The sequence below is a fragment of the Rhizobium sp. BK619 genome, assembly GCF_014195245.1.
Classification (GTDB): Bacteria; Pseudomonadota; Alphaproteobacteria; order Rhizobiales; family Rhizobiaceae; genus Rhizobium; species Rhizobium acidisoli.
The window spans coordinates 143,558-166,949 of sequence record NZ_JACIBH010000015.1 but is presented as its reverse complement, the minus strand read 5'-3'; the positions used below and the strand labels follow the sequence as shown (position 1 = coordinate 166,949).

General features: G+C 59.5%; 22 protein-coding genes. 12 read left to right on the top strand and 10 right to left on the bottom strand.

Features of this window, described 5'->3' with window-relative positions:
• Positions 1 to 95: 95 nt before the first annotated feature.
• Both FHX14_RS33175 and FHX14_RS26970 read left to right on the top strand, forming a co-directional pair.
• The gene (locus FHX14_RS33175) at positions 96 to 491 is read left to right on the top strand and encodes a phospholipase D-like domain-containing protein (RefSeq protein WP_246713477.1); all 396 of its coding nucleotides are present in this window, start codon (positions 96 to 98) and stop codon (positions 489 to 491) included.
• Between the two features lie 25 nt (positions 492 to 516).
• Entirely contained in the window at positions 517 to 1,581 is a 1,065-nt protein-coding gene (locus FHX14_RS26970) for a hypothetical protein (RefSeq protein ID WP_184379922.1), read from the top strand.
• A gap of 54 nt (positions 1,582 to 1,635) precedes the next feature.
• On the opposite strand, the gene FHX14_RS26965 is transcribed toward FHX14_RS26970, so the two are convergent.
• Positions 1,636 to 2,766 carry an RHE_PE00001 family protein gene (locus tag FHX14_RS26965; protein WP_184379921.1) on the bottom strand — a complete coding sequence of 377 codons (1,131 nt, stop codon included), beginning with the start codon at positions 2,764 to 2,766 and terminating at the stop codon, positions 1,636 to 1,638.
• Between the two features lie 520 nt (positions 2,767 to 3,286).
• Between FHX14_RS26965 and FHX14_RS26960 the strand changes: the two genes are divergently transcribed.
• Positions 3,287 to 4,204: a recombinase family protein gene (locus tag FHX14_RS26960; RefSeq protein ID WP_184379919.1), complete on the top strand. Its 918-nt coding sequence runs from the start codon at positions 3,287 to 3,289 to the stop codon at positions 4,202 to 4,204.
• 1,050 nt (positions 4,205 to 5,254) lie between these two features.
• Here FHX14_RS26960 and FHX14_RS26950 read toward each other — a convergent pair.
• From FHX14_RS26950 to FHX14_RS26925, 6 genes are all read right to left on the bottom strand, one after another.
• Positions 5,255 to 6,169: a TniB family NTP-binding protein gene (locus tag FHX14_RS26950; RefSeq protein WP_184379915.1), complete on the bottom strand. Its 915-nt coding sequence runs from the start codon at positions 6,167 to 6,169 to the stop codon at positions 5,255 to 5,257.
• A complete protein-coding gene (locus FHX14_RS26945; protein ID WP_184379913.1) occupies positions 6,166 to 7,803 on the bottom strand; it encodes a Mu transposase C-terminal domain-containing protein in 1,638 nt (545 codons plus the stop codon). Before FHX14_RS26945 ends, FHX14_RS26950 begins: the two co-directional genes overlap by 4 nt.
• Positions 7,804 to 7,990: 187 nt before the next feature.
• The gene (locus FHX14_RS26940; RefSeq protein WP_184379911.1) at positions 7,991 to 8,431 is read right to left on the bottom strand and encodes a lipocalin-like domain-containing protein; all 441 of its coding nucleotides are present in this window, start codon (positions 8,429 to 8,431) and stop codon (positions 7,991 to 7,993) included.
• Between the two features lie 35 nt (positions 8,432 to 8,466).
• Positions 8,467 to 8,937 (bottom strand): cyclophilin-like fold protein, encoded by a 471-nt coding sequence (locus FHX14_RS26935; RefSeq protein ID WP_184379909.1) that lies wholly within the window; start codon positions 8,935 to 8,937, stop codon positions 8,467 to 8,469.
• A 13-nt stretch (positions 8,938 to 8,950) separates the two neighbouring features.
• The gene (locus FHX14_RS26930; protein ID WP_115113840.1) at positions 8,951 to 9,697 is read right to left on the bottom strand and encodes an SDR family oxidoreductase; all 747 of its coding nucleotides are present in this window, start codon (positions 9,695 to 9,697) and stop codon (positions 8,951 to 8,953) included.
• Between the two features lie 30 nt (positions 9,698 to 9,727).
• Positions 9,728 to 10,915: an MFS transporter gene (locus tag FHX14_RS26925; protein ID WP_184379907.1), complete on the bottom strand. Its 1,188-nt coding sequence runs from the start codon at positions 10,913 to 10,915 to the stop codon at positions 9,728 to 9,730.
• A gap of 97 nt (positions 10,916 to 11,012) precedes the next feature.
• Between FHX14_RS26925 and FHX14_RS26920 the strand changes: the two genes are divergently transcribed.
• Positions 11,013 to 11,912 (top strand): LysR family transcriptional regulator, encoded by a 900-nt coding sequence (locus FHX14_RS26920; RefSeq protein WP_184379905.1) that lies wholly within the window; start codon positions 11,013 to 11,015, stop codon positions 11,910 to 11,912.
• Positions 11,913 to 12,105: 193 nt separating this feature from the next.
• Positions 12,106 to 13,254: a site-specific integrase gene (locus FHX14_RS26915; protein WP_184379903.1), complete on the top strand. Its 1,149-nt coding sequence runs from the start codon at positions 12,106 to 12,108 to the stop codon at positions 13,252 to 13,254.
• A 167-nt stretch (positions 13,255 to 13,421) separates the two neighbouring features.
• Here the strand turns inward: FHX14_RS26915 and FHX14_RS26910 are convergent, their stop codons facing one another.
• Positions 13,422 to 14,015 (bottom strand): hypothetical protein, encoded by a 594-nt coding sequence (locus FHX14_RS26910; protein ID WP_184379901.1) that lies wholly within the window; start codon positions 14,013 to 14,015, stop codon positions 13,422 to 13,424.
• 597 nt (positions 14,016 to 14,612) lie between these two features.
• Between FHX14_RS26910 and repA the strand changes: the two genes are divergently transcribed.
• The 6 genes from repA (at position 14,613) to FHX14_RS26880 (ending at position 21,984) form a co-directional block, all read left to right on the top strand.
• Positions 14,613 to 15,827, top strand: coding sequence for a plasmid partitioning protein RepA (gene repA, locus FHX14_RS26905; RefSeq protein WP_130815817.1), 1,215 nt, complete (start codon positions 14,613 to 14,615; stop codon positions 15,825 to 15,827).
• On the top strand, positions 15,824 to 16,813 hold the full coding sequence (gene repB / locus FHX14_RS26900; RefSeq protein ID WP_184379900.1) for a plasmid partitioning protein RepB: 990 nt from the start codon (positions 15,824 to 15,826) through the stop codon (positions 16,811 to 16,813). The genes repA and repB overlap by 4 nt, the downstream gene beginning before the upstream one ends.
• A gap of 186 nt (positions 16,814 to 16,999) precedes the next feature.
• Positions 17,000 to 18,214 (top strand): plasmid replication protein RepC, encoded by a 1,215-nt coding sequence (repC, locus tag FHX14_RS26895; RefSeq protein ID WP_184379898.1) that lies wholly within the window; start codon positions 17,000 to 17,002, stop codon positions 18,212 to 18,214.
• Positions 18,215 to 19,256: 1,042 nt separating this feature from the next.
• Positions 19,257 to 19,703, top strand: coding sequence for a transposase (locus FHX14_RS26890; protein ID WP_184379896.1), 447 nt, complete (start codon positions 19,257 to 19,259; stop codon positions 19,701 to 19,703).
• A gap of 1,041 nt (positions 19,704 to 20,744) precedes the next feature.
• The gene (locus FHX14_RS26885; protein WP_184379894.1) at positions 20,745 to 21,698 is read left to right on the top strand and encodes a DUF3991 and toprim domain-containing protein; all 954 of its coding nucleotides are present in this window, start codon (positions 20,745 to 20,747) and stop codon (positions 21,696 to 21,698) included.
• An 85-nt stretch (positions 21,699 to 21,783) separates the two neighbouring features.
• Entirely contained in the window at positions 21,784 to 21,984 is a 201-nt protein-coding gene (locus FHX14_RS26880; protein ID WP_184379892.1) for a hypothetical protein, read from the top strand.
• Positions 21,985 to 22,033: 49 nt separating this feature from the next.
• Here the strand turns inward: FHX14_RS26880 and FHX14_RS26875 are convergent, their stop codons facing one another.
• The gene (locus FHX14_RS26875; RefSeq protein ID WP_184379890.1) at positions 22,034 to 22,465 is read right to left on the bottom strand and encodes a type II toxin-antitoxin system MqsA family antitoxin; all 432 of its coding nucleotides are present in this window, start codon (positions 22,463 to 22,465) and stop codon (positions 22,034 to 22,036) included.
• Between the two features lies 1 nt (position 22,466).
• A complete protein-coding gene (locus tag FHX14_RS26870; protein ID WP_184379888.1) occupies positions 22,467 to 22,772 on the bottom strand; it encodes a type II toxin-antitoxin system MqsR family toxin in 306 nt (101 codons plus the stop codon).
• A 149-nt stretch (positions 22,773 to 22,921) separates the two neighbouring features.
• On the opposite strand from FHX14_RS26870, the gene FHX14_RS26865 reads away from it, so the two are divergent.
• Positions 22,922 to 23,170 (top strand): hypothetical protein, encoded by a 249-nt coding sequence (locus FHX14_RS26865; protein WP_184379887.1) that lies wholly within the window; start codon positions 22,922 to 22,924, stop codon positions 23,168 to 23,170.
• The last annotated feature ends 222 nt before the right edge of the window (positions 23,171 to 23,392 follow it).

Sequence of the window (23,392 nt, the reverse complement as noted above, 5' to 3'; positions counted from 1 at the left end):
GTGCAGGGGAGGCAAAGAAGGCGTTCGCCAGGAAGCGGCGGCTTTTTTCACGGATCGCGCGCCTGTTCGAAGCGAATCCGTCCGAACGTCAAGCAATGCTTTATCAGGCACTCCATGCGACAGAACACAGCCTGCTTGTCTCGACGCCTTACATCAACGAGAGCATTCTGTCGGTCTTGGACTTCATGGCTGCGAAGTGCTCCGTGCGCCTTCTGGTCCGGCCGGACCAGGGGGATAGGATCATGGATCTCATGCAAGCTCGCCAAGCCAAGACTTTTGAAGTCAGGCTCGTGCCGGACCTCAATGCAAAGCAGATCGTCTTCGACAGTCTGCTGCTTCTGACCGGAAGTGCGAATTTGACGCAGTTCGCGCTGCGCCATCCAGCCGAGAGGTTTAGCCTGAAAGTCGACGAGGCGACGTCCGAGAGGGCGCTGCAGCTGTTCTTCGATTATTGGCACGAGGCCTGTCGCGAGCGAGCCCCACCGCATTGATCGAACAGGAAGAAGGAATGCATTCTTGAAGAAAACTCGCTCTCCTGCTCAAACTCACGCTACTGCGAAATCAACAACCAGCCCCAGGACGGTATATGTTATCGGCGCCGGCTTTTCAGCGGGCCTAGGCTTCCCCACTATTGGAAACCTTCTTCCTCGGATGTGGAACAGGATTGAAGCTGCGGGCTTCGCAAACGAGATGGCATCCATCGTGCGGTTCCACCATCCTAGCTTCAACCCGGCGCATCCGGACAGCTATCCGTCTATTGAAGAACTGCTTTCGGAGATGCAGGCCAACAGCCAACTCTTCGATTCAAGCCGGCCGGCGACCGGGAACTTCACGAGTGCCGGTCTAGAGAAGTGCCGGCAAATGCTGCTGTTGGAGCTCGCGAAGTGGTTCCACGAGCTACAGCGGGAAGCTCTCGCGAAGCCAAAACCTTGGTTGGACGCACTCGTTGACAGGATGAAAGCCGAGGAGGCTCAAATCATCTCGTTTAATTGGGACTTAGTCTTGGATCAGATGCTCTTTGGTGTGGAACTCAAGCGTAGCAGCTATGGCTTTGCTCGGAAGTTGTCGGGCCCTACTTTGATCAAGCCGCACGGCTCGCTGAATTGGTATCGCGCCGAGACCGGCCGGTTCCTCAGCGATGCGAAGAAATTTCGGCTCGCTGGGGAACAGGGCGGCGAGATATACGCTTTCAAGCCTTTCCGGTCGCCTCTTTCGAGCAAGCGGGAGTACATGCCACTAATCGTACCACCAGTTTTCATGAAGGAATTCCAGGAAGACATCTTCCGGAGCCTTTGGCAACGCACAGTCTCCCTTATCAGCACGGCGAGCGAGGTCCGTTTCATCGGCTACTCCCTCCCTACCGCCGACTTCCATGCGCGCTTCATCCTGCGATGCGGCTTCCACAACCAAGAGGCTGGCGCCTTGCGCCAGGACGGCCGCCGTGCAGCAGCGACAGGGCGCGCCAAGGTCACGATTGTCGACCCCGACACCACCGACGCAGTCAGCAAGCGGATCGGCGATGCAGTCGGATGGCGCTGCGATCATTTCATTGGCAAGGTCGAAGACTGGGTTTTGTCATGATTGCACGGGGCCGAAACGCTGCGGCCAACAGATTGTACCGACCGCCGACGAACACTACACCACCCCCCAAGCCCGAAACCTCCCCCTCCCCGTCATCTCGCGCAGGCCCAGCTCCGACACGATCCGCCGCGCCGCCTGCGGCGTCATTTCCAACGTCTCCGCCACCATTTTTGCGGACACCAGCGGCTTTGCCATCACCAGCTCAATCAGCTCCGGCAGTCTTGACGATGTCCGGCGGCCGTCCAGCTTCCGCTCCAACAGGGTGCGGGCCAGCGTCAGCCGGTCATGCTCCTTCAACCCGATCTCCGCGGCTGCCAGCAAACCCTGGGCGATGGCGAGCAACCGGGTTTCGTGATCGCGGTGCCGGCGCCGATCGACGGGAATGGTTTTGAGGCCGAGATTGATCGCGGCCAGATGAGCCCCGGTGGTGATGCCGGCTTCCCGCAAGATTGAAGCGGACAACAGCCGACCGAGCCAAGGCGCGTGCTGTAGCACGAAAAGCTCGTTCCAGGCATCGAGGGCGACGATCGCCTGCAGCACCGCCGGCAGGTCTTGCACCTGCCGCAATACGCCGCGCCATTCGTCCAGCCGCGCGTCCTCGTCCCAGTCGAGATCATAGATCATCGGATCTTTGTCTTGGCCGCCGCCACGCCCAGGCCGCCTCGCGTTCTCGATCGCCGCTTCCGACCGCGCCAGCACCGCATCGATCGCAGCGTAGTCGACACCCGGGAGGTTCTCGACGTCATCGACATCGTCCCCCTCCCCTTCCGGATCCGACGCGTCCGCGCGCCGAATGCCGCCGGCCGTCTCTCCCTCGTCTGCGCCGACCGACGTGATGTCCGACGTTTGTCGCAAAGTTCGAATACCCTCTGCAGACAAGGCCCAGGCCGGGAGCTGAGCTGCGATGCGCCGGCGGGTGCGCAGCACGTCGCGGGCGATGGTCAGTTCATGGGTGGGTGTGCGAATATCTCTCACATCGTCGTGGAGGACGAGGTCTTCGAGATGAACGAGTTCGCCGTCGATCCACAGCGACGCGCACGCGTCGGTAAAGTGGGCGCGCTCGAGGAAACCTGCGCCGACCGGCGAGCGGGCGATGCGCTCGTCGAGCCGCGTGAGGGCGACCCCCGCGCGAACCGCCGGTTCCAAAAAACTCGAAATTGCCAATCTGCCGAAATCATAAGCCATTGATTTTATGGTAAATGATTTGCTATACGAACGCTATCGGAATATTATGGTTCCTCACATGGTATGACTGGCGGTTGAGGCACTAACCATCGATAACCAACGTTTATCGATAGTAGATTGATTTCGCGGCGCAAATCAGCTGTCGGTCGCCTTGGATGAGTGGAAAAGCCCGGCTGTCCGGCCTTTTGGGCAGGTTTCGGCGAGGTTCGGCGGAAACGTCTCTGCTCTGCGTGCTACTCACGGCGGCCTTCCCCTGCCGATGAGCAGCAGATACCTCCATCATCTTTTCGCTCAAACCGGCTTTCATGCTCTCCCCTTCTCCGATCTCCTTATTTTCAGGCATTTTGGACGCAGACGGCCACCAGAGCGCGTTTCATGTTGGTTACGATCGGATGCTCCTCCGATGCGGCTTTTCGAGTCTGACGGGGCTGCATTTGGATCATAAAACACGCTTGCAACTGGTCATTTTCTCACGCATTCCTTATTTGTACAAAGCCCCTGAAAAGCGCGCGAGAAAACCATGGCAAAACGGCAAGTCGTCAATCCATCGCCGGCCCCAAAACGTCTTATAGGCTATGCGCGTGTCTCGACCGACGATCAGGTGCATGACGCACAGTTGGACGAGTTGCGTGCCGCCGGCTGTGAGAGGATATTTCAGGAGCAGGGCTCCGGCGCATCGCGGGCGCGACCAGTTCTGACAAGGCTGCTCGGAGACCTCACCGCCGGCGACGTTCTGGTCGTCGTCAGGCTGGATCGCCTTGCCCGATCTGTGAGCCACCTTCTGCAAGTGATCGAAAATCTTGAAGAGCGTGGCGTCCATTTCCGGTCGATCCGGGATCCGATCGATACGTCTACACCACAGGGCATGTTTTCCCTCCAGGTCCTTGGTGCCGTCGCGCAGCTCGAACGTGCGCTGATTGCTGAGCGAACCAAGGCCGGCATCAAGGCGGCAAAAGCCCGCGGCAAGCTCCCAGGCAATCCAGGCCTTCGGGAGAGACGACCGGAAGCGATCAAGGCGGTCTCGAAGGCGCGTGAAAAACTCTATCTCGACGAGCTGATCTCCTCTGCCCAGACCTGGCTCCCGACTGTTCGGCAACTTCGCCCAAAACATAGCTGGGACAATGTCGTGCGGGTCCTCAATCGCAGAGGCCATGACTGGACGGTGGAAAGGCTACGTCGCGCCGTGCATCGCATGGTCCGCGAAAAACTGGCCGAGCCCGAGCTTCTGGTCCGTTCTCCGCGCCGCGCGCCAGAAGATCACCTGATGAAGCTCGTCGCAGCGATCGCCATTGCCGATCCCGGCCTATCGCTGCGCGACATTGCCAGCCAGCTTGATCAGATGGGAGAGCGACCGGCGCGCGGCGGACGCAAATGGCAGCCATCATCCGTTCGTCACCTGCTGGATGAGGCGCATCGGTTTGGTCTCATCCGTCATTGAGGGCACGGAGCATCAATTTGCCGATTGCGCGGTTTCTTGCCCTGCCTGATTGCCGCGGCAGGGATTTCCAGCCTTGGCTCCGGATAATATGGCTGGCGAGCTCGCGGTATTCAGTTTCGGGGCGAAGTTTCAGGACTGACGTCACCTGTGTCGGTAATGGGACGTGAGGATCTGGGGCAGTGGGTCCGAGCTCGAACTGCCGAAAGGCTTTGCGAACGTAGGTAGGGAGTCGTGTCGTTTCAGAGGCCAGCCCAAAGAGCAGGCCCGTGATAGCCATAATCGTCACCGCTCGCCATGCCGGCGAAAGGGTCGTCAGCGGGGCCATGTCTGCCGATACCGCTGGATGTTGGCCATAGGGCAGTGGCAGACCCAGTGCGGTGATGTAGGGCGTTCCCTCCGGAGTCGGCGACCAAAGGAAGCGACTTGCCGTAGATATACGTTCAAGGTCCGGTCCGCCTTTGTCGATGGCCTCACCAATCACCGACGCAACCTGCACCAAGTCTGCCTGACCGCGCCGCTGGAACCGCCGAGCCGAGACGACCGCTTCGCAATGACGGCAAAGTAGTCTGGCTACACCGGTGGGTATCGACCGAAACTGAAACAGCCCAGTGCGGAAACACCGACCACAGCTATTCTCGAGGCCAATTCCATGCCGAGGGCAGACGACCGCTTCGACACATGCCCACGATCGCCGGCAATAATGGTCCCTCCCCTCATCGATGTCCTCATCAAGGCAGACCGGACAGACGCCTCTTTCCAAGGGATCACCCACAAAAGAACTCTTGGGCCGCCCGGCGCTTTGCAGTGACAGTCGGTCCAGATCGGCTTCACGGATGCGACAGGCAAGTGCCCAAAGCCGCATTAGGTCTCGAACGGGATGAAAGTCGCGGCTGGAGAAGTCTTGGTTTTGGCCGCCAGGCGTCCCGGATATCCAGCTTTCAACGCGCTGAGGCGAGGTGGAATAATGGCTTGCGACCCGCCAGTGCCAGCAACTGAGAAGTTCATCGTCAAAGGGACGAGGTGCTATGGCCAGCAGCCGCACCTGTCTCATTAGCTTTCCTGCCGCTGTAGGCGGCGTTCCGATCGTCGCGCCATAGCGACCAGTGGCAGCACGAGGTTGTCACCGTCGAAACTGTCCATTGTGATTGCCTCCGCCCCAGTCCGGACCGCTTCAACTGCAACGGTCTCGATGAGCCGAAAAATCCGGACAGTGACGCCGTCGGTCATGTCCAGCACCTTGCGCCGCACCGCCGCAGAGCCAAGCTGCGACGGCTCGCGCAAAGGCAGGATGCTCCCAAGGCTTGAAAGCAGTTGAGCAAGCTGCTGTGTATTGGACCAGCGCTTGAGATGAAAGGCCTCGAACCGCTCCGCAAGCTGCGGATCCGTCAACAATGCCTGGCGGGCCAGATCCGTGCCGGCGCAAATCAGCGGAACTTTTAGGTCATTTGCGAGAAAGCGAATGACATTGAGGAAGACCCGTTGCTGCCGATAGGTACCGGTCAGCATGGCATGGATCTCATCGATGATCAGCATCCGCACCCCCATCTTGCGCATCAAGGTGCGGCAAGTGGTCTTCAGGCGGAAAGTTGCATCTCCTCCCGGACCAGGCGCGCTCATCGCATTGAGAAGCTCACCATAGACGTCGCGCTCAACAGGTTCGGCAGGCATCTGCATTGCCACGACCGGCATGGTCGTCACCCCGGTCCCGCGATCGAAAGTGGGTTGGTGATCGCGAAGAAACTTTCGGATGATCTTGGTCTTTCCCATCCCGGTGTCGCCGTAGAGGAGCAGACATGGCATTCGGTCTCGCGGCGGATAGGAGAGCAAATCCTCAAGCCGCGCCAACGCTGCCCTCGCATCGGCCGTTTCCAACCAACGATCTGCCCGGATCCAGGCGACCCGTTCTTCGATCCCCATGTCAGCATACTGTTGATACATCGGCTGCAGATGGCGGTATTCCGTCATGACCACTCCTCTACCGACAACGGCGACAAGTCGAGGAATTCGCTCTCATCTGCATTATCCGTCGTTTCGATCATACGTCGTTCGGTGGCGGCAAATGCTCGCGCCTGCCTCTCCACTCCTCGACGCATGCTGCGTGTCTGACGGCCGGCCATTTCGACGATCTGCCGTTGGGCTTCGATGGTCTCGAAAATCAGGTGCTCGTTGACCGATTGCAGTCCACGCGCTCTCAAGGCGGCAACGGCCTGTCGATGCTCCCCAAGCGTGATCCGTGGCCGGCCAAGGTCCGCAAACCGAACCGGCCAGCTTTCGCCGTTTGGCCCATCGACGAACACGCATGAAATATCTCGAGGATCGTAACGGACCCGCATCTTGTCCGGCGCACCTGTCCATGGGCTCAGGACATCGTCCCAGTATTTCAGGCCGAACAGGTGAAGTCCGTCTCGGCGGATGACCCGTTCCTCGAACGGTAAAAAATCGAGGACAAAACGATGCTCGTCGTATGGGACTCGCAAAGGCTCGTGACGTGCAAGGATGGCGTCTTCCCAAGCCAGGCGAGGCGGAATCCGAAGAGCGCGATGAATGTCGGCATGATAGCGGCCAACAATTTCCAGGGTCAGCCAGCGCTCGAGCTCGTCAAAGGTCATGACGGCATGTTTTTGGGGATCATAACCGCAGCGGGAGGCTACATCACTCGATGTTGAGCCGGGCAGGAAATGAACGGCGCCCATCACAGTGCCTATAAGCCGCTCGATGTGACCGCCGTAATGTGGTCGGGCAACCGGCCGGTGGATGAGATTGATGCCATGCTCAGCCACGCCCCATGCGAGGGCCCTTCCCCGGAACTCCCGAGCATTATCCAGATGAATGGCAGTGGGTAGGCCGTAGACTGGCCAGTCGCCGATCACATTTTGCTCAGCAAGCCAAGGCGTCTTCGGTAAAACCATGTGCCGGATGGCTAAGGCCACGGACGTTGACGATGGATGTTCGAGGCTCAGATAAAAGCCGGCCACCATACGGCTGGCGATGTCGATTGCCAAGGTCAGCCAGGGACGCTGGAGCGGTTGGCGGTTTACAGTATCAACGACGAAAAGATCGACCAAAGTGTGATCGATCTGCACAATCTCCATCGCATGCGATGCCGAATATTCACCGACGACGGCAGAGAAGCGCTGACGTGCGGCCGGTGCGCCCTCTCGGGCTTTGGTCAGCTTTTGCCGGTCGGCCTGATCGATGCGAACCTTCACTGCCTTCCAGGAGGGGGCCGGCAGGTTTCGCTCGCGGCAAACCAATCGAACATGGTCGTGGACGGCGGTGATTGTCGTGCGCTCGCGGCGGCAATAGATCTCCTGGATAGCGCACGCGACAGCCGCTTCCTGTTCTGGAGATAGAAGCCGCCTCCCCTTCTCCGGGCCGGGCCTCTGGTTTAACAACGAACTGGTGACCGGCTTTCGTCGGAATTGGCTGAGTAGCTGATAGAATCTCGATGGTCTGAGACCCAGTTGCCGGCAGGCAAACGCTCTCTCCGCAGCGTTCAGAATACCTACGAAAGCGAGCGAACGAATGACCGCCTCGCGAGCCACGGCCTTTTGCCAAGCCATCTCGCTGCTGAGCACACTGTCGGGTGTCTGCGCCACTGAGACCTCCCAACCGACAAATCGGCTTGGCCACTATCAATCGCTGCTCAGCTCAGAATGCTCGCTGACCGTGACGACTCGAAGACACTGCGTCTTGAACGTCCTGTGAGGAAGGACCGCAGGCGCTCCCCGTTCGGGTCGGGCGCCTCCTTCCGTTTCCAGCTTCCTCTCAGTCGAGTCCTTCTCCTCAGAGCCGTTCGTAGGTCACGCGCCAGCCTTCCTTGGGGTCGGAGGGCGTGATCGTGAGCTGATCGTGATCGACCTCGAACGTGCGCTCCATTTGCTGACCGATGAGATTGCGGACGAGGGAGGATTCCACGGTGATGGTGAAGGTATTTTTAGCGTTGTCGACTTCGACCGGGCCATAATATGCCTCGTAGCCATTTGCTGTGTAGGGCGTCGGTTCCGCGGCGGCGTCCGGGTTCATCGCCTGGACGGAGAGCGTTCCGCCTTGCGAGAAGATGACCTGGCCTGAATAGGGGATTTCGGTCTGCTTGCCGCTCGCGTCGGTGACATGTAGCGACGTCATGCGCCACGTCCCTGTTATCGCAGACTTGCCGTCATCGGCAAAGGCGGGAGAGGACGCGGCCAGCGTCAGTGCCATAAGTGCGATCTTGAAGTTTTTCATTCGGTTGGTCCTCTTCGGATGGTGGCGTGGATGGTTCAAATCCGTTCGATCCGCACGGGGTATGCGCCGCGAACGAGCAGAGGCTCGAAGCCCCCGTCGAAGCGGCCGAGACGGATCAGCCCGTCCCAGCGGTAGTCGTCGTAGAACAGGGCGAGATTGCCCCATGGCTTGAAGTAGCAGAGGTCGCCCGGCCGCTCGTTTCCGAACGGGCCGCTGCCTTCCTCGGTCAGCTTCCGCGGCAGACGGACGATCTTCTCGTTCCCCCCAAAATCCTCGATCCTAAGGTCCAGAGGAAGCATCGAGGCGAAATCGCGCGCTGATGGATTGTCGTAAAGCGTGGCCGTCAGCGACAGGTCGTTGAAGGTCATTTTGACCTTGACGTCGGTCGGCTCGTGACTGGCGGGATCGCGGCCGTCCTGCCCACGTACCGCAAAGGGCAAAGTCGCGGCCGCCAGAGCGCCACCTACGATCCCCCGCCGGGTCATAGCCAAGGTGTTCGTCGCCATGATGCGGGTCCTGTTAAACTGGTTGCGCCGTGGGCCGGAACAGGATTTCGTTGATGTCGACATCGTCTGGCTCGTTTACCGCGAAGGCGACCGTCCGGGCGAACGTGTCTGCACCCACGGCGATCTTGCTCACGAACTCCTTCGTGCCTGCCTGGATATCCTTCTCGCTGATATGATCGAGAAGCTCGGTGCTGACCGCGCCGGGCGAGATGATGGTGGTGCGGATGTTGTAAGGTTTCACCTCCTTGCGCAGCCCTTCGGAGAGTGCGCGGACGGCGAACTTGGTGGCGCAGTAGACAGCGGCACCCGGATCGACGACATGGCCGTAGACCGAGGAAACATTGATGATGTGTCCGGACTTCCGCGCCTTCATATGCGGCAGCGCGGCGGCGATGCCGTAGAGCACGCCCTTGATGTTGACGTCGATCATGCGGTCCCACTCGTCCACCTTGAGACGTTCGAGGGGGGCAAGCGGCATCAGGCCCGCATTGTTCAGCATGACGTCGATGCGGCCGAATTCGCTCACCGCCGTGTCCACCAGGTTGCTAACCTGCTGCCTGTCCGTGACATCTGTCTGGACCGCCCTGGCCTTGTAGCCCTTTGCGGTGAGTTCGTCGGCCAGTGCATCGATGCGGTCACGCCGCCGGGCACCGAGCACCACAGTGGCACCTCGCTCGGCGAGATGGCGTGCCGTAGCTTCTCCCAGTCCGCTGCTCGCGCCGGTGATGACGACGACTTTATTTTCGATTCCTTGAGTCATGATGTTCTCCCGTTCGAGATTGTTGAGAGGTCAAACGCGGCGGCCGGCGAGCGCTCCGAACGCGGCGGAGCCCGCAAGAAGGAGGGCGGCCAGAAGGAAAGCGCTCCACCAGCCTGCGATGTCGAAAAGAACGCCGCCTGCAAACGCCCCGCCTGCAATGGCCAACTGGATCAGAGCGACCTGGATACCGCCCGCCGCTTCTAGTTCATCGGGGACCAGCCTCGCCATCCAAGTGTTCCAGGCCACCGGGGTCGGGGTCGAGAAGAATCCCCAAAGCACGAGAAGAACCGCGGTGGCCGACGGTGAAGACCCGAAGCCGATCAGCATGAGAGCAATCAGCGCGACCGTGCCCGGCAAACCCATCAGCGCGGCGGTCAGGTGGCGGCGCAGAACGAAACCGATCAGCGACGTTCCAGCCAAACCGCCAAGCCCGACACCCAGAAGCATCAGCGAGAGCGCGTTGAGTTCCACCCCGGTGACACCTTCGAGAAACGGACGCAGATAGATTGAAAGCGCGTTCATTCCCATGAAGACGAGACCCGTCGCCGCCATGCCGATCATGAAGGCGCGGTTGCGCAAAAGGCGCAACATTCGGCCGACCGACACGGTTTCCGTCGCAGGCATCTTCGGCAGCACGGCGAATTGCCAGATCAGGGCGACGAGAGCGATCGGAACCGTGATCAGAAAGGTGCCGCGCCAGCCGATCAGCCCGCCGAGAAAGCTGCCGAGAGGTGCCGCGACAACGATGGCGAGCGCGGTGCCGCCCTGAAGGAGAGCAATGGCTTTCGGCAGGTCCGACTTCGAAGCCAGACGCGCGAGGATCGCCGTCGACAGCGACCAGAAGCCGCCAATTGCGACGCCGACCAGTGCCCGACCCGCGAGAAAGACGGCGAAGGTGGGAGCGAAGGCGACTGCCAGACTCGAGAGGACCAGAACCCCGGTATAGAGCAGAACGACTGCCTTCCTGTCGCATTTCGACAGAAAGCCGTTGCCGAACAGGCTGGTGATTACAGCGAAGACGCCCGAGACGGTGATGGCCATCCCGGCCTGTCCTGCCGATACCGATAGTTCTGCAGCGATCGGGGTCAGGAGGCTGACCGGCAGGAACTCCAATCCGACCAGAAGAAAGGTTAGGAGCGAGAGGCAGGTCACGGCCGCCCATGGGGTTTCTACGGTTTCTGCCGGGATTGCGTCATTCGCTGTCAGATCAATGGCCATTCAGGGCTCTCCTTTGCGCTTGCCGCAATAGATAGCCAAACGGGGTTAGACAGACTAGAAGGTATAATCTGCATGTCGAGGTGAAGGAAATTCAACAATGCGGCGGGACGAGTTCACCGAAATGAGAGCGTTCTTGGAAGTTGCCAGGGAGCGGAGCTTCACGCGCGCCGCTGCCAAGCTGGGCCTCACGCGCTCGGCTCTCAGTCACACAGTCAGCGCGCTGGAGGAACGGCTGGGCATTCGGCTTCTTTCCCGCACCACGCGAGACGTGGCTCCGACTGCTGCAGGCGAACGTCTCATGGAAAGCATCCAGCCGCACTTCGAGAGCATCGCCGCGGGTATCAACGCGATCAGCGCGCTGCGCGACAAGCCGTCTGGTGAGGTCCGGATCGTCTGCCCGGACGATGCAGTCGAGCTTGTGTTCCGCCGCCGCCTTTCAGCGTTTCTGCGGGACTTCTCCGACGTGACGGTAGAAATCATTGTCGATAACGGATTCACCAACATTGTCGAGCGACAGTTCGACGCTGGCGTTCGTCTTGGCGAGGCCGTCGCCCGGGACATGGTGGCCGTGCGTATCGGACCCGACGTGTCGTATTCTGTCGTTGCCTCGCCCGACTATCTGGAGCGGCACGGGCCGCCGGCAATCCCGCAGGACCTGACAGGTCACAAATGCGTCAACCTTCGCCTTCCAACGTCCGGAGGGCTATATGCCTGGGAGTTCGAGCGCGACGGCCGTGAATTCAGCGTTCGGGTGGAGGGACAGCTCACCTTGAGTAACATCGCACCCGCGATAGACGCTGCATTGGACGGTATCGGTCTTGCCTATGTGCCCACCGACCTCGTCGTGCGACATGTCGAGCGTGGGCGGCTGCGGCAGGTGCTTTCGGACTGGTGTCCGACCTTCCAAGGCTACCATCTCTATTATCCGAGCCGGCGCAATCCTTCGCTAGCCTTCTCGGCGTTCGTCGATGCTTTCAGGCATAGACAGCGGAAATAGTGTTAGCTTCACAGTCCGATCTCTCCTATTGGCGCATTCCGGCGAACCGAGAAGATTCCGGTGATCCTGGAAGGCTGTAAACGCTACCAATACAATGAAATCGATTCCGCTCAATCAAGCCAATCGACATCAGCAAGAATCGCAGCAAATCACGGCCCCAGCGGCTGGCGAAACCCGCGATTTTGGAGCGTCCGTGGCCAAACCCAGAAAATCACAGACTTCCGTCGAGCGGCGCGCCGAAGAACTCGACACAATTGCCGCGGTGCTGCCGATCGAGCGCCGCGACGAGCTCGCCGAGCTGCTCACCGACCAGGATGTCGAGACGCTGCGCCATCTCGTCAACCAGGGCATGGGTGACAATACTCTTCGGGCACTGACCTCGGATCTGACCTATCTCGAAGCCTGGGGCATGGCGGCCACCGGAAACTCCCTGCCCTGGCCGGCGCCCGAGGCGCTGCTGCTGAAATTTGTCGCGCATCATCTCTGGGACCCGCAACGCCGCGAAACCGATCCGGCTCACGGGATGCCGGCCGACGTCGACGAGAACCTTCGGCGCCAGGGGTTACTCAAATCCATAGGTCCACACGCGCCATCGACGGTGCGCCGGCGGCTGGCGAACTGGTCGACGCTGACCAAATGGCGCGGCCTCGCCGGCGCGTTCGCCTCCCCTGCCCTCAAATCAGCCATTCGGCTGGCGATCCGAGCCGCGCCAAGACAACGTCTTCGCAAGAGCGCCAAGGCGTTCACTAGCGACGTGCTGGCAAAACTGCTGGCGACCTGTGCGGGCGATAGTCTGCGCGATCTCCGCGACCGGGCAATCCTGATGGTCGCCTTCGCCTCCGGCGGCCGCCGGCGCAGCGAGATCGCCGGGCTGCGGTGCGAGCAGCTGACCGTCGAGCCGCCGATCGAGATACCGGATGGCCCTCCCCTCCCCTCTCTCGCCATCCATCTCGGCCGCACCAAGACGACGACAGGCGAGCAGGACGATATCGTTTATCTCACCGGCCGGCCGGTCGAGGCGCTGAATGCCTGGATCGCGGCGGCCAGGATCGACAATGGTAGTATTTTTCGCTCGATCGGGCGCTGGGGGACTGTTTCAAGGCGGGCGCTCGATCCGCAGTCCGTCAATGCGATCGTCAAGCAGCGGGTCGAGATGGCTGGGCTGGAGCCTCATGAGTTTTCGGCGCACGGTCTGCGCTCGGGCTATCTCACGGAGGCAGCCAATAGAGGAATCCCCCTTCCCGAGGCGATGGAGCAGTCGCGCCATCGCTCTGTGCAACAGGCTTCAGGCTACTATAATGGCGCTATGCGACGCACTGGCCGTGCCGCACGCATGCTTTGACGACGTCGGCCCGTCATAGGGTTCGCATACAAGGTAGACGTGGGCGCGGCTACCTTGCCAGTGCAAGGCACTCGCATCAGGCGTCACGACACCCTCAATACAAGAGGGCTAGCCTGCTTCACGTCGGTTGCCTCATATAACAAATTGGCGCGAACGCGCCTCGGCTTTTACTGAGACACAAATGGGAAGCCGCCGGCGATCCACTTACGGATGTCTGGCGTTAGGTGCGCCAACTGATGCTGGCTTTCGATCCTTTTCATTGCATCCTCGTACTCCCCGACTGTTTTTGGCCAGATGTCTGAGAGAATCTTGAACATTTGAAGAGGATTGGCATGGATTTTAGACCGCGAGGTGTCGACCTCTAACCCCTTTTCGAAGATAAACCCGGCACGTTGATTCACCTCATAAAAGACCGGCATCACCGCTACCCAGGAACTAGGGACCTTCGCGAGGCTGGCCCGATTTACGACGTGGTCTGCGTCAACTGGCGAGAGTTCATCCGGTCGGAGGTGGTAAGCATCTACAATGTGATGCACCATCGCTTTTCGCACGTCACGTTGCGGCGCTTTCGCGTTCACCCAAACGAGACCATACCCAACGCGCAGGCCTTCATGCCGTACTAGCGCTGCATATTTCAGCTCCACGCCCCTGATCTCCTCGATGATCAGTTCGTTCCACCCGCAATAGGCCTCCAAATGATCGAAATTCGAGAAGTAAACCGGAACAGGAGTATTCGCCTCCATGTTCGAGACGACATCCATGCGCATCTGCATCGTAACCGAGCTCAGGTCCCATTTCTCTTGGTCTGTCGGAGGAGCGAAACGTCTCGATCGTCGTGCCACGTGATTGCCTTCCCGTAGATCTAGTTCAAACACCCAGCGGCCAGCGATATCGTAGAAAGTGTTTCGACATCGTTTAGATCGACTTTGCCGTTTTGGAGTTAATCTAAGACTCTCTCTGCAATAGAGAGTCTGGGCGCGGCGCGCGTTGACACAGGCATTTTTGTTTTCTCACAGCTAACCGCGGCGCCTTTGAAGTCGGACAATGCGGGCATCTGAACACTAACGTTCACTGAGTCGCTTGGCTCTCCGCCTCAAAGCACCGACATGCGAGCCACACGTCTGTATTCTCAACGATTTTTTGAGGAGGTTTTCCTGTGCGCGCCCAAACGTCAACCTCTTGTTTCGCTTAGAGTTTGCGGGCGAAGAGAGCCGATTTTCCTTTAAGACCAGCGGGTTCGTTAAGAATTCGTTTACCATAAATGGCTTGCCCAGTCGTCAGAATCGGGGCTTATTGCAACAGCGGTGTAGATCGGTTTTGACTACCGCAAAGCGCTGTTGCGAGATATCGGGCTGAAAATGAAGCGAACGGCTGAAAAGACATTAGCGGCACAGGAGACGTTGGTCGAGCTCATCGAACGGCACTCGTCAGCGCTTGCGACCCAGCTTCAAGCACATCACCTGAGCACATTCCCACCGGTTGCTGAGAAAGGGATTCGGCATTTCCAACCATCAGAAGCTGCCAAGCTCGTGGGTGTCAAGGAAGTCTACCTTCGTCAGGTGTCTAACGACATCGAGGATCTTGAGGTGAGCACGACGGCCGGGGGCCGCCGTTCCTATTCGGTGGAAGACATCGACAAGATCCGCAGGCATCTCGATCGTGTCGGCCGCGCTGACAGGCGGTATCTTCCGCACCGGCGCGATGGTGAAGCCCTGCAAGTCATATCCGTGATGAACTTCAAGGGTGGCTCCGGCAAAACCACAACGGCCGCCCACCTGGCGCAGTATCTGGGACTGCGGGGCTACCGGGTTCTTGCTCTCGATCTGGATCCTCAGGCGAGCCTGTCGGCGCTCTTCGGCAACCAGCCCGAACTGGATGTCGGTTCCAACGAAACCATGTACGGCGCCATTCGCTATGATGACGAGCGCCGGCCTGTCCAGGAGATCATCCGTTCGACATACATTCCCGATCTCCACCTGATCCCAGGCAATCTGGAGCTTATGGAATTTGAGCACGATACACCGCGAGCGCTGATGAAGCGCCAGGTGGGCGATGTGATGTTCTTCGACCGGGTTCGCCAAGTTTTGGACGAGGTCGAGAGCAATTACGATGTGGTCGTCATCGACTGCCCTCCGCAACTTGGCTATCTCACGCTGTCCGCCCTCACCGCAGCCACGTCGGTGATCGTGACGGTTCATCCTCAGATGCTGGATGTCATGTCGATGAACCAGTTCCTGGCGATGGTGGCTGAACTTCTTCGGGAGGTCGCAACAGCGGGGGGAAACGTCGACTTTTCATGGATGCGCTATCTGATCACGCGCTTTGAGCCTGCCGATGGACCGCAGAACCAGATGGTTGGCTATTTGCGGTCGATCTTTGGTTCCCACGTCTTAAATTTCCCAATGCTCAAGACCACGGCCGTTTCTGATGCCGGACTGACCAACCAGACACTTTACGAGGTCGAGAGAGGTCAGTTTACGCGCAGCACGTACGATCGTGCCCTCGAGGCGATGAACAACGTCAACGAGGAAATCGAAACCCTGATCAAAAAGTCCTGGGGGAGAGCCGCATGAGCCGGAAGAATCTTCTAAACCTCGTACAGGTCGACGCAGCGCGTCCGGCAAAGACACAAGGTCGGCCGCTGCTTTCGCCGTCTGCGCAGTCTGACGAACCCACAGCGGACAACAAGCTTGTCAAGCAGGTCGGGTCCACGATCCGCGAGGAAAAGGCCCGTCAGGCCCGTGCAGATGAGATCGAACGACGACTTGCCGAGGGTCAGACTGTGATCGAGATTGACCCAGCCGAGATCGAGCCTTCCTTCGTGCAAGACCGCATGCCCGGCGATATCGACGGGCTGATGGCTTCGATTAAGGAGCAAGGCCAACAGGTGCCTATTCTTGTCCGCCCTCACCCGGACCAGGCCGGCCGCTATCAAGTGGCGTTTGGTCACCGTCGGCTTCGCGCCGTTCAGGCGCTTGAACGGCCGGTCAAGGCGATCGTTCGCGATTTGACGGACGAGCAACTTGTTGTAGCGCAGGGACAGGAGAACAACGAGCGCGAGGATCTGACCTATATCGAGAAGGCCCTCTTCGCCGACAATCTGCAGCAGCGCTTTTCCAGGGACGTCATCATGTCAGCCCTGTCTGTCTATAAGAGTGATCTGTCCTACATGTTGTCTGTCGTGGTCAGGATTCCCCGGGATCTGATCAATGCAATCGGTGCTGCCCCGGGTGTGGGGCGCCGGAGCTGGGTTGAGCTTGCAGACCTGCTTGCCAAGGATGGTTCGCCCGACTTGGCTAAGGTGTTTCTCGAATCGGCTGAGGTTAAGTCCCTACCCTCGGAGGCACGCTTCAAGGCTGTTGTCGCGAAGTTGAAACCGCGGGCAGCGTCGCCGGCTGTTGACGTGTGGACGGCCAACGACGGAAAGCGCCTGGCGAAAGTGCTGAACACGGACGGGAAACTGGAAATAGCCATCGACAGGAAAGAAGCGCCTGAGTTTGCCGCGCGCGTCCTGGAGAAGCTTGAGGAACTGTATCGCGAGCACCGCTCGTCGAAATAGCACGCTGAATCAACGAACCACGGAGTGAAACCCGCAAAAGAAAAGAGCCCCCTCAACGTCGCCGTCGTGGAAGCCCTTATCTGTTCTGTAGCAAGACAGAGAATCGCATTTCCATGAATCTTCGTCAAGAGTCTTGGCGCCGTTTTGGTGAGTGGATTTCTTTTGCCTTCTGAAAGGTAAGAGACGATGCATACGGGAAGTGTGACGACGCCGTTTGGGCGGCGGTCGATGACGCTTGCCCTCGTAAAGCGGCAGGTGGCCGTAAACGAGATCAAGCCTGGTAAGTCTGTCGAGAAGTGGAAGGTCTTCCGAGATGTTGCTGAAGCCCGGGAAACGCTTGGTCTTCAGGATCGCAGCGTCGCCATCCTGGATGCGCTTCTAACATTCCTTCCGACCAATGAGCTTCGACAGGACGGGCAGATGATTGTCTTCCCTTCGAATACCCAGCTGACACTCCGTGCCCACGGCATTGCGGGGGCCACGCTCCGGCGCCATCTCGCAATCCTCGTCGACGCCGGCCTGATCGTGCGAAAAGACAGCGCCAATGGGAAGAGATTTGCGCGAAAGGATCGTGATGGCGATGTCGAGACGGCCTTCGGCTTCGACCTGTCTCCGCTTCTGGCTCGTGCTGAGGAGCTTGCTCTGATGGCGCAGGATGTCGTGGCTGCCCGTGTCGCGTTCAGAAAGGCCAAGGAGACGCTAACAATTTGCCGGAGGGACGTCCGGAAATTAATCAGTGCTGCAGTCGAGGAAGGGGCGGAGGGCGACTGGCAAGCAATCGAGGACATCTACATCAGTCTGACGTCGCGCCTCCCCCGGACACCATCGCGCCTCGAGATAGACAGTCTGCTCGATGAAATGCAGTTGCTTTACGCTGAGGTGCTTAGCCGCCTGAAAACTCACGAAGAAACGGAAATTATTAGCACCAATGATGCTCATGATGAGCGCCACATACAGAATTCAAAACCCGAATCTATCCGTGAACTTGAACCTAGCTCCCGAAAAGAGCCGGGGGCAAAGTCTGGTGGAACTGATTTACCGCCGCGTCTGGCGAGCACATCCTTCCCATTGGGTGTCGTGCTGAAGGCATGCCCGCAGATTTGTGACTATGGACAAGGCGGCGCGGTGGGAGGCTGGCGTGATTTGATGTCGGCTGCGGTTGTGGTCAGATCGATGCTGGGTATCAGCCCATCGGCCTATCAAGATGCTTGTGATGCGATGGGGCCGGAAAATGCTGCGATCGCGATCGCGTGCATTCTCGAGAGGGCGAACTTTATCACCTCGCCTGGTGGCTATCTGCGCGACTTGACGCGGCGCTGGGAACGGGGAGAGTTTTCGCTTGGGCCGATGGTCATGGCGCAGCTGAAGGCAAACAATGGGGGAGCAGTTAGGCGCGCCTAACCCCCTGCCCTATATTTTATTCGAATGTTTTCTCGGGGCGTCAGGTTCATGGCCGTTTGAGATGGGTTCCCATCGTGCCGGGCGCGGCCCCGCCAGTTCTCCTCGGAGTTTGTATCTCAAAAAGTGCTGCATTCGATGTCGAGCCGGAGATGCCGATATAGAAATGTGGAGTTGGCCGGTGTTTCAAGTGTTCGGTCGGCGGACCCCAATGAGGTTCGAGGTTTTTTGGTAAGAGTAGCAACGCGTATGCAGAGGTCGGAGCTTTGAACATATTGGGACCGGCGCGGCGATCATTGCAGCTCCCGAGCGCCGTCAGCATCGGCGTTTGCGAATTGGTTGGGATGCTTGCGAATGAGTTCCGCAAGTCGGACGAACATCCATCAGCCCATCGGGGTCGGCGCCTCCGATGCGAGATAAGGGAACTGGGGTGCTGGCCACTCTGAACAGCGCGTAGGTTGAGCAGAAGGCCGGGTGACTTGCTCCATGTGAAGTTAGGCGCGCCTAACTCGTCTGTCTTCGTGGCGCGCGCTACATGGATCCGACGTCTATTTGCCCGTCATTTTTATGAGTTGAGCATTGGAATTGACGCCAAGAAATAGCGCCAGAATTGGAACAGGCTGACGGTCGAGGCGTGCATTGGAACGTACACATGGTGAGTGTCTGCGAGTTAGGCGCGCCTAACTTCAATCGTAACGTCGGCCGGCGAGGGTGGCTCCTTGACTCGCGTCAAGGTCATGAAGCGCTCCTGCGCCAGCACTCGGTCTGCGGCTGAGTGCCGGGTCAACTACCTCACCGTGAAACCATGCCGCATGGGGTCTGGCTGGGCACTCGCCAAATAGTACCGCCTTGAATGTGACTGGCGCAGCGTGGCGTCTCCCGTTCCAAGCCAACCGAGCGCTGGATGAATTTGACGCTACCCGCCAGTTTCGTGAGACGCATCGGTGTAGCACAGCCAGATCCGTTCGAGTGGACGCGACAGCGCGGGAACGTTGACTCGCGGGTCAAACTGGCGGACAAGGCGATAACCTATAGAGGACGATCAATGGCTGACCAAGAGATTCAGACCCCGCCCGACGGTATTGTTGCGACCGAGATTGCGTCGGATGCTCCGAAAAAGGTTTCAAGAACAAAGAAACCAACACCTGAAAGGACACCTGCGGGCTCCTCGAAACCGGCAAAGCCGAAAGTTCGGGGCTTCAGCGACCAGGACAAACTGGAAAAGATCCGTCAGATTGAAGCTCAGATGGCTGGCGGCGCGACCTTGAAAGATGCCGTCAAGAGCGCCGGTATTTCGGACCAGACCTTTTATATATGGAAGAAAGCATTGGTTCAATCAGTCGCACCGGGTCCCGGCGCCCCTCTTTCGATGGATGACGAGCTTGCGGAGTTCATCCAGCTCGAGGAAGAAAATCGCCGACTAAGAGGACTTCTCTCTGAAAAACTGCGGGCAGAAAACGCCAACTTGCGCAAGAGACTTGGGATGGACTAGCGGTGCGGATGCTGTACAGCATCCCTTCTCGCCCATCCCGCTGCAAATCGATGCAATCAAATCGTCCAGGCCCTCTGAGCACTGCAGATCACTATTCGGTTCCGATTTTCTGACGCATGAAACCACCACGATCAAACTTCGTCGTCGAGTACAAGACAAACCGTCGCCAACCCAAAGCTCGACCAACGTCAATCTGGGGTAATCTAGATTTGCAGGCGGTGGCGCGCGCCGTCGAGGCCGACGGAGCCATGCACGAGCCAGCCCTGGTTCAAGCCGCTGCGGTCCAGGGCAATGCTACCGCAATCGACGCCGGCATGATTGACTCGCGTGCGGGGACCGAGCCCAATCGCTTGCCAAACAGCCCTCCCAATGCTTCTCCATCCAATGAAATGATCAAGCCAGTAGCTGTTCAGAACGCTGACTTCGATGACGGTCGTTCCCACCAAGAGCAAGCGACTTCGGCGCCGGCGCGAGCTCGGAACCCTTCAAAGCCGAGGGCGAAGACCGCTTGGAGCTCTCTCGACAGACGGCGGCGCTCGATCGCACGAGCGTTCTCGTGGTGGATTATGACTCGGAGGAGGGGCTTGCCGCTCTCGAGGCTGAAAACCGTCGACTGAAGCGACTCGTTGTCGCGAAGCTCCGCGACGAGAACAAGCGGCTCGAATCCATGCTGCGGCGATTTAGCGGCGCCTGAAAGCCATAAATGACAATCGCTTCATCTGGGTCGCAAGCGCCGCGTTTGCGTCCCGGCGTAGAGCGTAGATGTCAACGCCTGTTGGCATGTCCGCCATTTTCCTCCGCTCTACTCGCGGCCGGGCAAGCCGGCCTTTGTCGCTCAGGAAGTTTTTAGCTGCCGCTGGCGAGCAGGCGGCGGCAAGGGAGGCTGCGCCGCGCCTGGCTACGCTAGCACCGGGTTGGGCTCTTCCGTTTTTGGGTCAGCCGCGCCCTTGCCTCCGCCGCTCTTCGCGGCCTTTCCCGAAGTTGACCCCCAGGGGGAGTGAGGAAAACGGGAAAGGTCGGCACGAATGGCCGGAAAGAAGGATGAACAGAAACAAGGTTGAGGAATTGAGAGACAAGGTGTCCTGCGGCGCCGTGCTGGATAAGGCTGGGTTTGCGGTCGACATCAAGGAAAGCACACGCCGCGCCCTCAAATACCGCCGCGGCGATGAGATCATCATCGTCATCCACGATGGCCGAGGTTGGTTCGATCCGCTGAGCGAAGCAAAGGGCGACGTATTTTCGCTCGTCGAGCAGTTGGCAGGCGTCGGCTTTTCTGACGGCGTTGATCGAGTCGCCGACCTGGTCGCATATGAGCCGGAGACGCCGCTGTGGACGATCCAGCCGAAGGCATGGTCGAAGAACCTTAAGATTGACGAACGCTGGCGCCGGCGGCGCAAACCATGGCCTGGATCGTTGACTTGGCGATACCTCGCTGGCGAGCGCTTCCTGTCCGATGAAGTTCTGGACATGGGCATCCAGCAGGACAGGGTGCGCGAAGGGCCATACGGCAGCATGTGGGCGGCACACACCGACGAGGATGGAGGCGTCACTGGCTGGGAAGAGCGGGGTCCAACGTGGCGCGGTTTTGCCAGCGGCGGTTCTAAAGTGCTCTTCCGCTTCGGCTCGCTTGATGCGACGCGGGCGTGCGTCACCGAAGCCGCCATCGATGCAATGAGCCTCGCCGCGATCGAGCGCCGGTTGTCCGACAGCCTGTATCTCAGCACCGGCGGCGGATGGGCGCCAGCAACCGCCGCGTCGATCCGCCGACTTGCGGAGCGACCGCGCACGCTGCTGGTCGCGGCGACGGACAATAACGGGCAGGGCGATGTCTACGCCGGCCGCATCGCGGCGATCGCCCAAGATGCCGACTGCGGTTACGAGCGGCTGCGTCCGGCTGGCGAGGATTGGAATGAGGACCTGAAGGCGATGGAGAGACAGGGAACAGAAGAAGGGGAAATGGGTCTGCCGCACGCCCGCCGCTCGCGTCAAGGATGAAGCTTCGCCCGGCTGAAGCCGGCCCTTGACCCGACCGGCCGGGATGGCGGACGCAGGGGGAGGGGTCAGGAAGACCGAAGAGAAGATGGACATCCAGCAGGATGAGCCGCGCTCTCGATCCGACGAGGCCGGGCGAGGCCCTCGTAGGCTAGCTATCGGTCGCGCGGGTGGTGACTTTGCGTTTGCCAGCGATCTGCTGGAAAAGCGCCGCCAGCTTGCCGGAATCGAGATGACGCTGGCCACCGATATCGAAGGTCTTGATGACGCCGGCGCGAAAGCAGCCTGATTGACAATATGCGAAAGGCCGACCGCGTCGAATGGCGCGGCGGCCGTTTTCATGTCGCCGGCTGGCGCAGTTCCTCGATCATCTCGGGGTGGCGATCCAGGAGACGCAGCAACTGGCTCGTCGGGCCACTCGGCTCCATCAGTCCCCGTTCATATTTGTCGAAGGCGTTCTCGCCGACCTTGAGCAGGCCGCCCGCTTCGCGCTGGGAGAGTTTCAGCTTCCGCCGGATCCTCTGGATCGTCGATGGCGATGGAACGCCGTCGATCTCTTCCTTCAGCGCCCGTAGTGCAAGATCGGTCACGGCCATGTCGTCACCGACATGAACTCCCTCATCGCCGCTCTCCGGATAGTAGCCCGGCAGCTCGACCGTGATGCTCTTGCCCTTGTAGGTCACAACGAATGGCCGGACGCCGCGATACAGTGTTTCCCCGGTTTCGGGAGAGACCATCGTCTCCGGATATATCCTTTCCGCGACTGCCATCTCATTTCTCCTTGAACGACATGAGCGTGAACTCTGTCACGACGTCCGCCTGAAACTTTACGTAAAGCACCATTCCCTGTGCCGGGACATGATAGACATCCTGCCAGATGCGATGATCGGCGAAGGTCGTCATCGACTTGTAGAACATCCGCCTGTTCATGCCATGGATCGTCTCGGCAATGCCATTGCGGTCGATGCCCAGCGCTATTGCATCACGCAGGGCAGACGACGTCACGGCCAACGTTTCGACTGATCCAAGCACGGCCTTGACCGCCTCCAGATCATAAGTCGGGCGTTTCTTCTCCATGGCCTTATATGCCACCTTAAAGGGGGCAAATCAAGTATTCGCATAATCAGGGCACGCGGATCGCTCGCGCCACAGCGCCCGCAAGGGTAGTCATCAGTTCGGCAGAGACACCGAGCTCGTTGGGCCGATCCTGCAGCCAGGCGCGTCGCATGGAAAAGATCGCCGTGCCTTTGAGCAAGAGCATGCTGACGACTGGATTTGTCATCTCCGCAATCCGGTCGAACCATCACGAAGGCTGCACCGAAGCCATTGCCACACGGGGGGCCGTCGTGAGGCGCACGGCGAAGAGCGCCGCTTCTTTGGTCCCATCCGACGATTACAAGGTCGGCTTCGTGATCGATGAGAGCTGTCATCGCGTCTACGCCGGCCCTTCGGACTTCGTCGGCTGGAAGGGGTGAGGAGTGGACCATGCACTGGAAGATCATCGCAACTGCTTTTGGATGGCGCCTCGCCCGAGACAATTAGGAGGGCCTCCACGTCGTCTGCCATCCGAAACTTCGGCGACATTTTACCGGCGCGACCGGTTGGAGACGGGCGGTCCTCTTGTCTATGCGCTCCATTCGCTGGCCGATCGGGGCGGAATGATCGGTCATGATTGACAGGCCGACAGCGCGCGGCCA